Consider the following 13,463-nt stretch of genomic DNA (forward strand, 5'->3'; position numbering starts at 1 on the left):
TTGAGCGCATCGATTGTCTGACGGGCCGTGGCGAGTTCCTGTTCCAGCAGCCCGACCTTATGGCGCTCCTCATCCAGTGCCCGCTTCGCGGCATCATCGGCCTGTTGCCGGTCCTTCACCGCTTTGGCCTGCTCCGCGGCGGCCAGATTTTCGCCTGCCTTGAGCGCATCGATGGTCTGACGGGCCGTGGCGAGTTCCTGTTCCAGCAGCCCGACCTTATGGCGCTCCTCATCCAGCGCCTGCGTCGCGGCAGCCCGGGAGGGATCCACGGAGGGCGGCGCTTCAGGCATCGCGCCTTTCTTGCTGTCCCAGAGACTGGCTTCCGCCCTGAAATTCTCGATGGCACGCTGCGCCGTCTCCAGATTGAGCGTGAGCGCTTCGTCCGTCTGCTGCTGCGCTTTCAGGGCCTGCGCTTGCCTGGCCAATTCAGCCCGTGCCGCGGCCAGTTCGCGGCGCAACGCCGCCTGCTCATCATCGCCTTTCGCGATATCGGTGCGCTCCGAAACCGCGACCGGCGAACGGCCATTGGCTGCGGCGGTCGCGGACGCATCGGGCGCCAGCTGGCTATTTGCCGGAGATATCAACAGCAGAATGAGGATTGACGAAACGGCCGGCAGCATGGCGCTGCACCCGCTGCCAAATATCCCGTGAAGTGAAATCGACGGCCGTCGTTTGGTGAAGGTGAAGTCAAAGCGCAGACATTTGGACCTGGTACCCTGCAAATGATTCATCACTTGACCTCACTTGGCGCGACCCTCACCGCGATCGTATTCTCCACTAATTCGAGCTACGGCTGGATGCCGCGTCACCTGGACGCTACCTCCTATTGCCTTGCTTGTTGTCATTCGAACGAACGAAACCTTTCCCTCGCTCCTTGCCGGAGACGGCTCCGTTCGAAGCGTCGAGCGTGCTCCGGCAGGCGCGCGGTCAGATTTCCGCGGGCAACGGTGCGGCCTGGACGGGGGTAGAGTGCCAAAACCTTGACTGATCGCGCGCGCCAGCCTCCTGTGCCCGCAGGTTCGGCCGGCAAGGGAGGTTGCCCATCGTGGAAAAGATCATCCTGGACTGCGACCCTGGGCATGACGACGCCATCGCCATTCTGCTGGCAGCCGGCAATCCCAAGATCGATCTCCTCGGCATCACCACCGTGTCGGGCAACCACAATGTCGACAACACCACGCGCAATGCGCTTTCCGTATGCACCGCCTATGGCATCAAGGTGCCAGTGGCTAAGGGCTCTCCAGGCCCGCTGATCATCGATCAGGTGCTGGCCGTCGAGATCCACGGGGAAACCGGGCTCGACGGCCCCGTGCTGCCGCCCGCCTCGTTCGAGCTCGACAGGCGCCATGCCGTCGACTTCATCATCGACACGGTCATGGCGCATGAGCCAAAGACGGTGACGCTGGTGCCGGTCGGTCCCTACACCAACATCGCGCTCGCCGTGCGCAAGGACCCGCGTATCGTCGAGCGGGTGAAGCGGGTCGTCGCGATGGGCGGAAGTTTTACACGGGGCAACATCACGCCGGCGGCGGAGTTCAACGTCTATGCCGACCCGGAAGCCGCCGACGTGGTGTTCCGCGCCAATTGGGACGTGACCATGGTCGGGCTCGACCTCACCCACCAGGCACTGGCCACCCCGGACCTGCAGGACAGGGTGCGCGCCATAGGCGGCCCGATGGCCAGGTTCATCCTCGATATCTGGGAGTTCATAGCGACCACGCATGGCGGCCTGCTGCAGATCGAGTATCCCGCCATCCATGACGCATGCTGCGTCGCGGCCATGATCGACGGAAGCGTCTTCACCACCGAGAAGGCCGACATCCGCGTCGAAATTGCCGGCCGCTGGACCAAGGGCATGACCGTCTGCAATTTCGAGAAGATGGGCGGCATGCGCCATTTCGGCGGCACGGCGAGCGAGCAGACCGGGTTCCGCCACACCGTGGCGATGAAGCTCGACCATGCGAAGTTTTGTGACCTGATCGTGGACGCGCTGGGGCGGCTGACCAGGCAGAAGGCGTGATTGAAGCGACGTCCGGCTCGTGGTCTCTATCTCACCAAACGCGCCCATCCCGCGCAGCGGGTTCGTTCCCCGACCCACAATCGGTCGTCGCACTTGTCAAAGCCGCATTCCGTTGGAGTGCCGACCTCATCGTTGGCGAGTAGCTCAGTGTCAGATCTTCACAAACCGATAGGCGAAGCGATCGGTCTCGCCCTTGATCGAGGGATCGAATACCTTGATCGAGTGCGCATCGTCCTTGTTCGCGAGTATGGTGCTTTCCGCGTCCAGTACGAAGCCGGCCGCCTCCACCTCCTCGCGGACGGATGCAGGCTCAATCCGATGCAGCGACTGGGCGTCGCTCGTGCCCGCTCCTGCGGCAGCGGCGTGGTCGATGATGACGTACGACCCACCGGGCTTCAGCCGCTCATAGACGGCTCGATTGAAGTCGGCCGCCGTCGCGCCCTTCTTCCGAATCAGCGCGGTGTGGAGATCGTGGTAGAACAGGTGCAGCCACAGGACATCTGCGGGTTGCGTAGCCAGCGGCATCGCAACGAGGTACGCCGAGACGGCTTCGACATTCTCTCGGCCCGGCTCCTTCGCAAGCGTCCGCATGCGGCCGACCGGATCGTTCTTGAAGTCGGCGACTTCGGCGGGCACGAAGCTGTAAACCCGTCCTTCGGGTCCCACGACGTCGGAGAACAAGCGCGTCCAGTCGCCGTCGCCTGGGTAAACATCAATGACAGTGGAGCCCACATCAACTCGTGCGAACCGGATCAATTCGGATAGCTTGGATTGGTCGTACATTGGAGTCTCCTTTAGGTTGAGCGTGCGGGGGCGATCCACGGCTGATCCACCGTCAACCCCGATGGCTGCAGCGGGCTTCTCAATGCTCATGGGAATTTCTCCATTCCGCACGGATCGTGCCCGATCCGTGCATCGCGGCCCTGCCGGTTGGCAGGTCCGTGTTCATCGGTCGAACTTGACCAGGTCCTTGAAGATCAGTTGACCCCAGCTAGTTCCGCGCGCCTGGACCAGCAGCCCACCTTCCGACAGCCTGCCAAGTTTGATCGGCGAGAAACCGAGATTTTCCGCAAGCGCACCAATCTCCGCTGCGGCGTCGTCATCGTCGCTTGCCAGGAACACGACCCTCCTGCCACCATGCACGGCCGGATCCTGATCAAGGACGGCAGCGGCCAGATGATTGAAGCCCTTGACCAGTTTTGCACCGGTGAAGGCCTGTGCGATGAACTTGGAAGAAGGCTGTCCCCCCAGTTTTTCAGGAGGCACGCCGTAGGCATTGGTCACATCGACGATGGTCTTCCCCTGCCAGGTGGCGAGCGCCTTCGCGACCTCTGAGTGCGACTCGAAACGGACAGCCAGAAAGATGATGTCTGCCTTGACCGCGTCGGCCAGCTTCTTGGGAATGATCGTGGGTCCGATCGCGGCCGCATCGGCTGCAAAGCTTTCCGGGTCGCGCGTGGTTGCAACGGACACGTCGATGCCCTTGCGGGCAAACGCCTTGGCCAATGCCTGGCCGATATTGCCGAAGCCTATAATTGAATAGCTCATAATGCTTCTCCGATCTTGTTTTAACGCGGGGTCAGACCTGCGCCATGCCTCCGTCGACGGCGAGATCCACGCCGGTGATGAAAGAACTTTCATCGGAGGCGAGGAACGTGACGGCAGCCGCGATTTCCTCTGGTTTGCCCCTGCGACCCATTGGTATCTGTGACGCAAACTGGGCGGCCGCTTGCTCGGCTTGCTCAGGGGTAAGGCCAGTCGTTGTCTCCAACGCGGGCGTCTCGATTGCTCCGGGGCTCATCGTATTCACTCGGATTTTGCGGTCTTTCAGCTCCAGTGTCCAAGCGCGCGCGAAGTTGCGCACTGCCGCCTTACTCGCGGCGTATGTGCTAAACCCCGGCAATCCCAACACGTTGGAAACCGAAGAATTCAGGATAATCGAACCGCCGTCTTTGAACAGGGGAAGGGCCTTCTGCACCGTGAAGAACAGCCCCTTCACGTTCACGTCGAAGGTCTGATCGAAGTGGGCCTCGGTGGCTACCGCGAGCGGTGCGATTGTCCCCGCGCCCGCGTTCGCGAAGAGTACGTCGATGTGACCATGTTTCTCTTTCACGAGGGCATAGAGCCGGTCCAGGTCTTCCAAGCGAGACACGTCGCCCGCGACCGTCGTAATATTACTCTTGATGAAGGCTGCGGCCTCCTTCAGCTCTTTCTCTCGTCGCCCGGTGATTACGACGTGTGCACCTTCTTCCACGAAGCGCTTGGCCGTCGCCAAGCCAATCCCGCTGCTTCCGCCTGTGACGACTGCGACCTTACCTTCGAGTTTTTTCATAATCTTCACCTTTGGTCGTGTGTTTGGTTTTTCGTAAAGTTTGAGAAACGTGGTCCCGCATCGGGTCAGAGTTGTGCCAGGCCGCCGTCGACGGCGACTTCGCTGGCAGTCATGAAGCTGCTGTCCGACGACGCGAGAAAGGCGGCCACGGCCCCGATCTCCGCCGGATCGGCCATGCGCTGGAGCGGAGTCATCGCGCCGTAAGCCTTCTGGCCTTCCTCGCCCAGCGCCTCCTTCGCGAGTTCGGTCGCCGTCGCTCCTGGCGACAGCACGTTGACCCGGATGCCGGTGCCCTTCAGGTCTTCCGCCCAGGTCCGCGCGAGGTTGCGCACCGCCGCCTTGCTCGCGCTGTAGGCGGTGAACCCCGGAGCGCCCGTGGTGCCGGCGCTCGATCCGGTCAGGATGATCGACCCGCCCCGGCCCATCAGCGGCAACGCCTTCTGGACCGTGAAGATCGTACCCTTCACATTGGTGTCGAAGGTTTCGTCGATGTGCTCGGCGGTGATCTGGCCGAGCGGGAGCGGGCCGCCGGCCCCGGCATTGGCGAAGACGATATCGAGGCTTCCGCGCTCGGCCTTCACCGCCGCGTAGAGCCGCTCGAGGTCGGCCTCATTCGAGACCGAGCCCTTCACCGCGCGAGCACTGGGCCCGAGGTCGGCCACGGCGGCATCGAGCGCTTCCCGCCGGCGGCCGAAGATGAAGACGTAGGCGCCCTCCTCGATGAAGCGCTTTGCCGCGGCGCGGCCGATGCCGGTGGCGCCGCCGGTGACGACGGCGGTCTTTCCATTCAGTCTGTTCATGTCATGCATCCTTTGTTTCGCCGTCTCGTGTCTTTGGCTGCACGGGGAAGTCCCGCGAGAGCCTTGAGATGGGTTCGCCGAGGTCGGGCGGTGAGTGTGCAATCGCGCACATCGGTGGTGCGAAAACGATCCAGCTAGATGATTGAACGCCGCGACGACCGCGCGAACCACGGCTGAGCGTGTTAAATGGGCTTTGCAAACCGCACTGCGCGGCGCAGGAATGCACCATGATCGACTGGGATGACGTTCGCTACTTTCTTGCCGCCGCGCGCGGAGGCTCGGTGCGGGCTGCCGCCGCGCACCTCGGGGTGAATCACTCAACCGTGCTGCGACGCATCGCCCAGCTCGAGGAACATCTCGGGGCGCAGATGTTCGAAAAGCTGCCTTCGGGCTACCGCCTGACGGCTGCGGGCGAGGAGGTCCTCGAGCTCGCGAACCAGATGGAAGCGTCGTCGCACCAGCTGGAGACGCGCGTCTTCGGTCGCGACCAGAGCGCGCGCGGGCTTTTGCGGGTGACGCTTCCACCGTTCCTCGCCACACACCTGCTCATGCCAGATCTCGCCGACTTCGCGCGTATGCATCGCGACATCGAGATGGAAATCTTGACCACTGGCGAGGTGGCGAATCTGACCAACCGAGAGGCCGACATCGCGATACGCATTGTCGCCGATCGCAAGACCCTGCCGCTCAATCTTCACGGCCTGAAGGGGCCGGAGTTGTTCAGCGGCGTCTACATGTCTCGCGATCGACTAGCCGCGCTGCGTGCGGGCCCGCCTGATCCCATCCGGTGGATCGTCATAGACAATCATGGAATTCCGGACTGGGCGCGCGAGGGAGAAGTTCACACCACGGGAGCTCCGTTCAGGACTCCGGATGCCGAGACGCAGATCATCGCGGCGCAGCAAGGAATCGGGATGACGAAACTGCCGTGCTTCGTCGGAGACACCGACCCCCTGCTGGTGAGGGTGCCGGGCATCAACCCGCCCATGCATGGGACACTCTGGCTTCTCACACAGGGCGAGACACGCAAGACGAAGCGCGTGCGGCTCTTCACCGAGTTCGTATCCCGCAGGCTCGCCGCGTACGCGCCGCTTCTCGCGGGACTGTCCGTATCGCGCGAGGCGACGGTGCAGCCGTCGCCGGCCAGATGACCAATGCCCCATGGCATCAAGGCAAGCTGCATCCGATGCGGGTTGGCAGAACACAGGACGGTGCGATTTCTTTCGATATGTTCCCGCTGGCCCGGCCTTCTTTTCTTAACTCTGGTCCAGCTTCGTCCGGATTGCGCTGATGGCATTCGCGATCGCCTCGGCGGCTTGGCGATCAATCGCGATCTCAACCATGCCCTCGGTCGTCTGGATCGAGAGGATACCGAGCGTACCCTTGTCATCCTCGACGGTGCTAACGTGGATTTCAGTTGGCACGAAAGGCCGTGCCTTGTCCTTACGCTTCATCGGATACCCACATCATCGAGCAACCGACAATCGTGCCATTTTTTGAAACATACAAGCTCGCTTAGGTTGAAATCCCGCCCGGGGTGAAGATCCCCCGTTTGACCCCTCGCGCGGCCGGTCGCTTCATGGCCTCAGTGCCGTCCACGCGTGGACCTGGACGTGTATCCAGAGCCGTTCGCGCAGTTCGCACATTACGGGGCGGTTGCGCCTGTCACAGCACGTTCATTGTTGACGGTTATTTTTGATGGGACGTCGTTTTCGGCTGCGATGCAGGAAGCGCCATGCTTGTTCATCCTCAGTATGATGGCGATTGCCCCAAAACCTCCGTGGAGTTGTCGGAGGGTTTTGGTGGTTGGTTTGCCCGCGTATGCGAGAACGACCAGGAAACTTTCTATCAATTCAGGCGTGAGCGCGATGCGATTGCCTTCGCGGACACCCAACGCATGCGCCTTGGGCTGCCCTGTCCGCCGTTGGAGCGGACAGCATCCAACGGCCTTAGGGCGACCGGAAAAATCAGCCGAGCAGCAGATATATTAAGAACCAGAGGGCTCGGTCGGTTCCTGCAGTTGTCGACGCTATCGTTGAGCGAGCCAATTAGGTCGCAATGGCTTCGGCGTCGCGTCTCCAGTGATGCAAGGCAGGCATTGTTCAAGCTCAAGGCGGCAAAGCGACATCGGGGATTGTTCATCGATTGCGGATCAAACATCGGCCAGGGGTATAAATTCTTTTCTCGGTACTACACGCCAGATTACTATGACTACGTTCTTGTAGAGCCCAACAAGAATTGTTTGGAGCACCTTCATAGTTTGCGCTCGGAAAACCTGGCTATTGAGGTTGTGGCCAAGGCTGCGAGCGTGAAAGATGGTTATGCCGAATTCCTTGGTCCCCCGGGGCGGTCGGACCCTACCTACGAAGGTTGCTCTATAGTTCCAGGCCACAACGGAGGCTTGTATCAGTCGCAGCGATTTACGCCGGAGCTTGTCGAAACGTTTTCGCTGTCACAGATGATCCAGGCCAAGCGTGGCCTGTATGACGTGGTTGTCCTCAAACTCGATGTCGAAGGGGCAGAGTACGAGATCCTGGACGACATAATCCGCTCGGGGCTCCATCGTGATCTCTATGCAATTTATGTCGAGTTCCATTCCCCCTACATGAAAAATTCAGAACAGCGAAAGACTGCTGTAGTGGAACGCAAGATTGTTCATGAGCTCCAGCAGGCTGGCACCCACGTAAGCAGATGGAAATAAAGTCTGTCATCGGAATGTAGTTGGTCTTCGGTGCTTCCGACGCCCGCCCGCCCGACGCAGAACAGGGCTCAGTGATCGATCAACGCATCATCGGCGCCGGAACTAAGCATGGGACGGAGCATGGACATCGGCGATGAGGTGGCACTGACAGCAACCATCTTGATGGTTCGTCGCAGTGGCCGGGCGTGTGTGAGCATTCCAAGCCACAGCTTCCCATTTGCCATTGAGCCCCCGCGGAAAGCGAAGCCCGGCGACAAGGTGGCGATAACGGGGCACGTAACGCGCGTCGATGATGAGGCCGGTAAGATAACTGTCAAGATTAGCGCTCGAGTCATCGTCGAGATCGACGCCCTAACGGCCCACCGAAAATTGCACCCATCCGAACGACAGAGGCCGCTTCGCGAGAGATGGTCATGAACTCCGCACAGGCCAGAAGCCGCAGGGATCTATTTTTAGCATTGGGTGTCACGAGACATCATTTTTCCGACGATCCTATTATCGCCGACGATATCGCTGAAAGGGTTTCAAAGGTGGCCTGGAGCCATACGATCCAGCAATTTCCTGGGAGGGATAGATCGCCACGGGTTGCTGAAAGAAGATGCCAAAGCGGGACGGTTCCCAGCTCAATCTATCAAAGCCGTGATCGACCTGGCCAGCGACGCACTTTCCGCCCTTCTGCTCCTTGGATTTCACGCGCTCGCCATGGAACGTCGAGCAGGCCTCCTATTCGGACCTTGGCAAGACACGCCATCCTCACGACGCTGATAGGGAGCGGCAGGCATCCGCAACTTGCCTTGGGATTTTCACACGTCCTGAAACAGCTTCTATCCCACATCCGGCGGGAGCCGACTTGATTAATCCCCCATTGGCGATACGGACGATCAGAGCTCGATCGAGGCCCGACTGACTGAGGTCAGTGCGCCACGCCATCAGACGCGTGCAGTAGCCTCCAGGTCGAGCCGAGACGGCCGTGGAACTGCGCGGCAAAATGTTCCGCGGCCCCATCCTCCAGGCCGTCATCGACCAGCGCCTCGATGCTTCGCAGCATCAGGGCGAGTTGCATCTGCCTGGCGTGTTCCTGGTCCGCCTCTCGCATGATTTCCGTCACGTGGTAGGCGACGACGGGTTGGCCGAGGCATGAGAGCAGCGCGTTGGCCTCGGCTGTTACAGCGGTCACTGCGTCTTCGATCTTCATTCTGGCGATCCTCATCAAGAATGATGCTGACGCCTCCCCGCAAGGCGACGGTAGTCCGCCGCTTCTTCTGTGATTTCAACCGGCCGCGCGAACGAAAGCGGCGCGCCAGGCTTGCAATTACTGTCTTGTCCGGCCCCTCGATCAGCCTCGTTTGGCCTGGAAACAGTATCCATCAAATTTGATTCAAAGGCGACCGGATAGTTAATCGATGGTTAATGGCAGCGCCTGGCATGCCTCCCCGATCAGGATGTTTCGCCTCGGCGCTTTCTGCCGCGCAATAGCCGCAAAGCTGCCCGATGGCTGCCTGGCCTGTTGATCCGCCACGAAGAAAGGTTCTGTCATGCGGTTGGTCTGGACGGTCATGTTTGCCCTGGCGAGCAGCGCTGCCTTCGCCGCCTCGCCCGAGGACGATTATATCGCCGCGCGCGACAAGGCGATTGCCGACATCGCCGCGATGGAGAGCACGAACGCACCGGTGGAGACGCTCGATGCGGCCAATGAAAAGGCCCGCGCCGATCTTGAAAAACGGCTTTCCGCCCTGCTCGGCCCTTTCACGGTCAAGGATTTTCCGGCGGCCGGCACGATCAACATCGAAAGCCTGAGTTCCTCCGATGTCGGCTTCGGCATGCTGGACGGGCTGCGCCACGGCACCGAGGACGGCCCCAGCATCGTGGCCTCGACACGCGGGCTGGTCGAGCGCTGGCTGCAGTCGCGCGCCGCCGAGACGGACGCCGATCTCAAACTGCCCACCAGCTTCGACGCGGCGCTCAAGCTCGATGCCTTCTACACCCAGGCCATCGGCAGCGACGCCGCCTTCACCAGCACGCTCGACTTCGCGCTGAAGAAGCCTGACGGCGCCGACATGACGATCGCCCGCCTCGGCGGCTGGGCACAGGATATCGGACCGAACGCCGACCAGGAGGTTGTCGTCACGGTCGTCAAGGGCAACAGCATCCTGATCGCCGAAGCGCCCGCGACACCGCCAGTCCCGAAGATCGCGGCCTGCGACGCCGCGTGGACCGCCGCCGACGCCGCCGCCCAGAAACTCGCCAAGCAGGCCACCGACGACAGCGACGAAAACACATCAGATGCCGCCAACGCCGCCTGGACGAAAGGCGACAACGACTTCCGCGCCTGCATGGGCAAGAGCCTGCCGGACACCCCGGCCTACCCCGCCCTGCTCGCCCAGGCGCAGGCGCTGGCGGATCACATGGCGGCGAATTAGGCGCGCAAGAGAGTGGCGCGATGCCGACGCTGCCAATCTCCCCACCTGTGGGGGAGATGGCCGGCAGGCCAGAGGGGGGCGCTGGCCCGCCGACGTCTGATAGCGTTGGATTACCCGTAACCTTGAGAAGAACGCGCCTCGCTGGGCCAATCGACAAGGCCGAGTTCCTTCACGCCCCCTCTGCCCTGCCGGGCATCTCCCCCACGAGGGGGGAGATTGGCAGTTTCGCCGCCGGCGCGCTCTTGTCGCCTTCGCACCCCACCACCATATCGTCGGCGCGCTGGCACACTGAACGCAGTTGCCAGCACCGCAAAAAATGGTTGAAAGGAAAGTCCCGAACGCGCCCGGCGCGGCGGGCCGATGAACAGCGTGGGGAAATCTGCATGACGACGGATACGAAAGCGACGGAAACCAGGGCATTCGAGGCGGATGTTTCGCGGCTGCTGCACATGATGGTGCACTCGGTCTATTCCGATAAGGACGTCTTCCTGCGCGAACTGATTTCCAACGCCGCCGATGCTTGCGAGAAGCTGCGCTTCGAGGCCGTCAGCCGCCCCGAATTGCTGGGCGACGACCCCAAGCCGCGCATCTCGATTTCGGCTGACGCCGACAACAAAGAGATCACCGTCGAGGACAATGGCATCGGCATGAGCCGCGACGACATGGCCGAGGCCCTGGGCACGATCGCCCGCTCGGGCACGCGCGCCTTCATCGAGCGCGTCGGCGCGGGCACGGAGGACACGCAGCTCATCGGCCAGTTCGGCGTCGGCTTCTACTCCGCCTTCATGGTCGCCGACCGCGTCGACGTCATCAGCCGCCTCGCCGGAAGCGAGGAGGCCTGGCGCTGGTCCTCCGACGGCAAGGGCTCCTACGAAATCGCCCCTGCCCCGCTGGAAGCCGCGCCGAAGCGCGGCACCCGCGTCGTGCTGCACCTGATGGATGACGCCGTCTCCTACACCGGCTCCTACCGGCTCGAACAGCTGGCCAAGTCGCAGTCCGGCCATGTGCCGGTGCCGATCACGCTCATCGAAAAGCCCGGCGCCGAGGCGCGCGACGTAGCCGATGGCACGGCACTCTGGGTGCGGCCGAAGAGCGAGATCAAGCCCGAGGAATACACCGACTTCTACCGCGGCGTCGCCGGCCAGTATGACGAGCCGGCCGCCACCATCCATTTCCGCGCCGAGGGCCGGCAGGAATACTCCGTGCTCGCCTTCGTGCCCGGCTCGCGGCCGTTCGACCTGTTCGACCAGGACCGCAAGGGCCGCATGAAGCTTTATGTGCGCCGCGTCTTCATCACCGACGATGCCGACCTTCTGCCGCGCTATCTGCGCTTCGTGCGCGGGCTGGTCGATTCCGCCGACCTGCCGCTCAACGTCTCGCGCGAAATGATCCAGGAAAGCCAGCTGCTGGCCTCGATCCGCAAGGGGCTGACCAACCGCGTGCTCGGCGACCTCGCCAAGCTGGCCGAGAACGAGGCCGACGCCTATGCCAGGATCTGGGAGAATTTCGGCGTTGTGCTGAAGGAAGGGCTCTACGAGGATTACGAGCGGCGCGAGCAGTTGCTGAAGCTCGCCCGCTTCCACTCGACCGCCTCCGGCGAAGGCTGGCGCGGCCTTGCCGACTATGCCGCGGCGATGAAGGAAGGCCAGAAAGCGATCTTCTTCATGGCCGGCGACGACCGCGCCCGGCTCGAAGCCTCGCCGCAGCTCGAAGGGTTCAAGGCGCGCGGCATCGAGGTGCTGCTCTTGACCGACCCGGTCGACAGTTTCTGGGTGACGATGGCGCCGGACTTCGACGGCAAGCCGTTCAAGTCGGTGACGCAAGGCGTGGCCGAACTGTCCGACATCCCGCTGCTCGACGATGCCAAGAAGCCGGACGCGGCGGCAACCCCGGAGGTCGACGGCTTCCTGGCCTTCGTCAAATCAGCGCTTGGCGATGCCGTCTCGGATGTAAAGGCCTCCGACCGCCTGACCGAGAGCGCCGTCTGCCTGGTCGCTCCGGAGCATGGTCCCGACCGGCAGTTCGAGCGGCTGATGAACGCCGCCGGCCGTCTCGACAAGGCGGCCAAGCCTATCCTCGAAATCAACCCGCGCCACGAGCGCGTGCTGGCGCTCGCAGGACTCGGCGACGAGGACCAGGCCTTCAAGGACGACGCGGCCCACCTTCTCTACGACGAGGCGCGCGTGCTCGACGGCGACAAACCGGCGGACGCCAGGGCATTCTCGCAGCGCCTGGCGCGGCTGATCGCACGCGGCATTTCGAAGGGCTGAGGCAGCCCTTCGGAGCTTCTAACCGGATAACCGCCCGGAGGGTATGCCTTCTCAGTTCTTGCCGACGCTCGTGGCCGCCTGTTCGATGAGCTTGGCGACCGCAGCCGGATCGGAAACGTAGACAGCGTGGCTGCCGGGCACTTCCACCGTCGTCGCGCCAGCCCGGCTCGCCATCTGGCGCTGTGCCGGCGGCGGTATCATATGATCGTCGGTGGCGACGAGATACCAGCTCGGCTTCACCCTCCAGGCCGGCTTGGTGACCTTGCCTTCGAGTGCGGCCACGCCCCACGGCACCTGCGAGTCCGCCATGAAGGAGGCAAGCGAGGGGCGCACATCGGCGGCGAACGAGGCGGCGAACTTGGCCTTGTCGAGCATCAGGAAGCCGTCGACCGGCGGCAGGATCGGCGGAACCGGGGCGCCGGGAGGCGGGTTGGCAATGATAGTCGAGACCGACTCGCCGGCATCCGCCGCGAACGCCGCGACATAGACGACACCAGCCACCTTGGGATCGGTGCCGGCTTCCGACACCACGACGCCGCCATAGGAATGGCCGACCAGGATGACATTGCCCGGAGCGGCTGCGATGGCGCGCCTGGTGACAGCGACATCGTCGACGAGCGAGGTGGTCGGGTTCTGAACGATGGTGACGTCGTAGCCATCCTTCTTGAGCTGGTGGTAGACGCCTTCCCAGCCGGAGCCATCGACGAAGCCGCCATGAACGAGGACGACGGAATTTGCTGCATTCTTGGACATTTGAGTTCTCCTTTTCAAAGTGTTGTTTGCCTTGGTTGCAGGAGAACTATGCGACGCAGCCGCCGCGCTCGCTTTGAGGCGGCCTTCAGGACCTCTTGATTTTCCCTTGAGATGGCTTTGATTTTGCGGTCACCACGCGGCTACAGTGTCCAGAATCGCTACTAGCC

Annotated in this window: 12 protein-coding genes and 1 pseudogene; 5 read left to right on the forward strand and 8 right to left on the reverse strand. The window is 62.4% G+C overall.

Annotated features, from left to right (window positions below; translation table 11 throughout):
* Positions 1–731: pseudogene (locus tag FJ546_RS12255) on the reverse strand (hypothetical protein); the annotation flags it as partial.
* 314 nt (positions 732–1,045) lie between these two features.
* On the opposite strand from FJ546_RS12255, the gene FJ546_RS12260 reads away from it, so the two are divergent.
* The gene (locus FJ546_RS12260) at positions 1,046–2,020 is read left to right on the forward strand and encodes a nucleoside hydrolase (RefSeq protein ID WP_140889574.1); all 975 of its coding nucleotides are present in this window, start codon (positions 1,046–1,048) and stop codon (positions 2,018–2,020) included.
* 150 nt (positions 2,021–2,170) lie between these two features.
* On the opposite strand, the gene FJ546_RS12265 is transcribed toward FJ546_RS12260, so the two are convergent.
* The 4 genes from FJ546_RS12265 to FJ546_RS12280 form a co-directional block, all read right to left on the reverse strand.
* Positions 2,171–2,803, reverse strand: a complete 633-nt coding sequence (locus FJ546_RS12265; protein ID WP_140889834.1) for a class I SAM-dependent methyltransferase — start codon at positions 2,801–2,803, stop codon at positions 2,171–2,173.
* A 162-nt stretch (positions 2,804–2,965) separates the two neighbouring features.
* The gene (locus tag FJ546_RS12270) at positions 2,966–3,568 is read right to left on the reverse strand and encodes an NADPH-dependent F420 reductase (protein WP_140889835.1); all 603 of its coding nucleotides are present in this window, start codon (positions 3,566–3,568) and stop codon (positions 2,966–2,968) included.
* 31 nt (positions 3,569–3,599) lie between these two features.
* Entirely contained in the window at positions 3,600–4,352 is a 753-nt protein-coding gene (locus FJ546_RS12275) for a glucose 1-dehydrogenase (protein WP_140889575.1), read from the reverse strand.
* A 65-nt stretch (positions 4,353–4,417) separates the two neighbouring features.
* A complete protein-coding gene (locus FJ546_RS12280; RefSeq protein WP_140889576.1) occupies positions 4,418–5,152 on the reverse strand; it encodes an SDR family oxidoreductase in 735 nt (244 codons plus the stop codon).
* Between the two features lie 227 nt (positions 5,153–5,379).
* Between FJ546_RS12280 and FJ546_RS12285 the strand changes: the two genes are divergently transcribed.
* Positions 5,380–6,303: a LysR family transcriptional regulator gene (locus FJ546_RS12285; RefSeq protein WP_140889577.1), complete on the forward strand. Its 924-nt coding sequence runs from the start codon at positions 5,380–5,382 to the stop codon at positions 6,301–6,303.
* 105 nt (positions 6,304–6,408) lie between these two features.
* Here FJ546_RS12285 and FJ546_RS12290 read toward each other — a convergent pair whose 3' ends face one another.
* On the reverse strand, positions 6,409–6,606 hold the full coding sequence (locus FJ546_RS12290) for a hypothetical protein (protein ID WP_140889578.1): 198 nt from the start codon (positions 6,604–6,606) through the stop codon (positions 6,409–6,411).
* Between the two features lie 281 nt (positions 6,607–6,887).
* Here FJ546_RS12290 and FJ546_RS12295 point away from each other — a divergent pair, with 281 nt between their 5' ends.
* Positions 6,888–7,853: an FkbM family methyltransferase gene (locus FJ546_RS12295; protein ID WP_140889579.1), complete on the forward strand. Its 966-nt coding sequence runs from the start codon at positions 6,888–6,890 to the stop codon at positions 7,851–7,853.
* A gap of 913 nt (positions 7,854–8,766) precedes the next feature.
* Here FJ546_RS12295 and FJ546_RS12305 read toward each other — a convergent pair.
* Positions 8,767–9,048, reverse strand: a complete 282-nt coding sequence (locus FJ546_RS12305; protein ID WP_246686820.1) for a hypothetical protein — start codon at positions 9,046–9,048, stop codon at positions 8,767–8,769.
* A 340-nt stretch (positions 9,049–9,388) separates the two neighbouring features.
* On the opposite strand from FJ546_RS12305, the gene FJ546_RS12310 reads away from it, so the two are divergent.
* Together FJ546_RS12310 and htpG are read left to right on the forward strand one after the other, a co-directional pair.
* Positions 9,389–10,273: a hypothetical protein gene (locus FJ546_RS12310; protein ID WP_140889581.1), complete on the forward strand. Its 885-nt coding sequence runs from the start codon at positions 9,389–9,391 to the stop codon at positions 10,271–10,273.
* Positions 10,274–10,656: 383 nt separating this feature from the next.
* On the forward strand, positions 10,657–12,543 hold the full coding sequence (gene htpG / locus FJ546_RS12315) for a molecular chaperone HtpG (RefSeq protein ID WP_140889582.1): 1,887 nt from the start codon (positions 10,657–10,659) through the stop codon (positions 12,541–12,543).
* Positions 12,544–12,594: 51 nt separating this feature from the next.
* On the opposite strand, the gene FJ546_RS12320 is transcribed toward htpG, so the two are convergent.
* Entirely contained in the window at positions 12,595–13,296 is a 702-nt protein-coding gene (locus FJ546_RS12320) for an alpha/beta hydrolase (protein ID WP_140889583.1), read from the reverse strand.
* Positions 13,297–13,463: the final 167 nt, after the last annotated feature.

This window comes from Mesorhizobium sp. B2-4-19 (assembly GCF_006441315.1).
GTDB lineage: Bacteria > Pseudomonadota > Alphaproteobacteria > Rhizobiales > Rhizobiaceae > Mesorhizobium.

Excerpts from the sequence above, each read along its gene's own strand:
- FJ546_RS12305 (WP_246686820.1), bottom strand. The coding sequence starts at position 9,048 with ATGAAGATCGAAGACGCAGTGACCGCTGTAACAGCCGAGGCCAACGCG.
- FJ546_RS12270 (WP_140889835.1), bottom strand. The coding sequence starts at position 3,568 with ATGAGCTATTCAATTATAGGCTTCGGCAATATCGGCCAGGCATTGGCC.
- FJ546_RS12285 (WP_140889577.1), top strand. The coding sequence starts at position 5,380 with ATGATCGACTGGGATGACGTTCGCTACTTTCTTGCCGCCGCGCGCGGA.
- FJ546_RS12275 (WP_140889575.1), bottom strand. The coding sequence starts at position 4,352 with ATGAAAAAACTCGAAGGTAAGGTCGCAGTCGTCACAGGCGGAAGCAGC.
- FJ546_RS12320 (WP_140889583.1), bottom strand. The coding sequence starts at position 13,296 with ATGTCCAAGAATGCAGCAAATTCCGTCGTCCTCGTTCATGGCGGCTTC.
- FJ546_RS12265 (WP_140889834.1), bottom strand. The coding sequence starts at position 2,803 with ATGTACGACCAATCCAAGCTATCCGAATTGATCCGGTTCGCACGAGTT.
- htpG (WP_140889582.1), top strand. The coding sequence starts at position 10,657 with ATGACGACGGATACGAAAGCGACGGAAACCAGGGCATTCGAGGCGGAT.
- FJ546_RS12295 (WP_140889579.1), top strand. The coding sequence starts at position 6,888 with ATGCTTGTTCATCCTCAGTATGATGGCGATTGCCCCAAAACCTCCGTG.
- FJ546_RS12290 (WP_140889578.1), bottom strand. The coding sequence starts at position 6,606 with ATGAAGCGTAAGGACAAGGCACGGCCTTTCGTGCCAACTGAAATCCAC.
- FJ546_RS12310 (WP_140889581.1), top strand. The coding sequence starts at position 9,389 with ATGCGGTTGGTCTGGACGGTCATGTTTGCCCTGGCGAGCAGCGCTGCC.
- FJ546_RS12280 (WP_140889576.1), bottom strand. The coding sequence starts at position 5,152 with ATGAACAGACTGAATGGAAAGACCGCCGTCGTCACCGGCGGCGCCACC.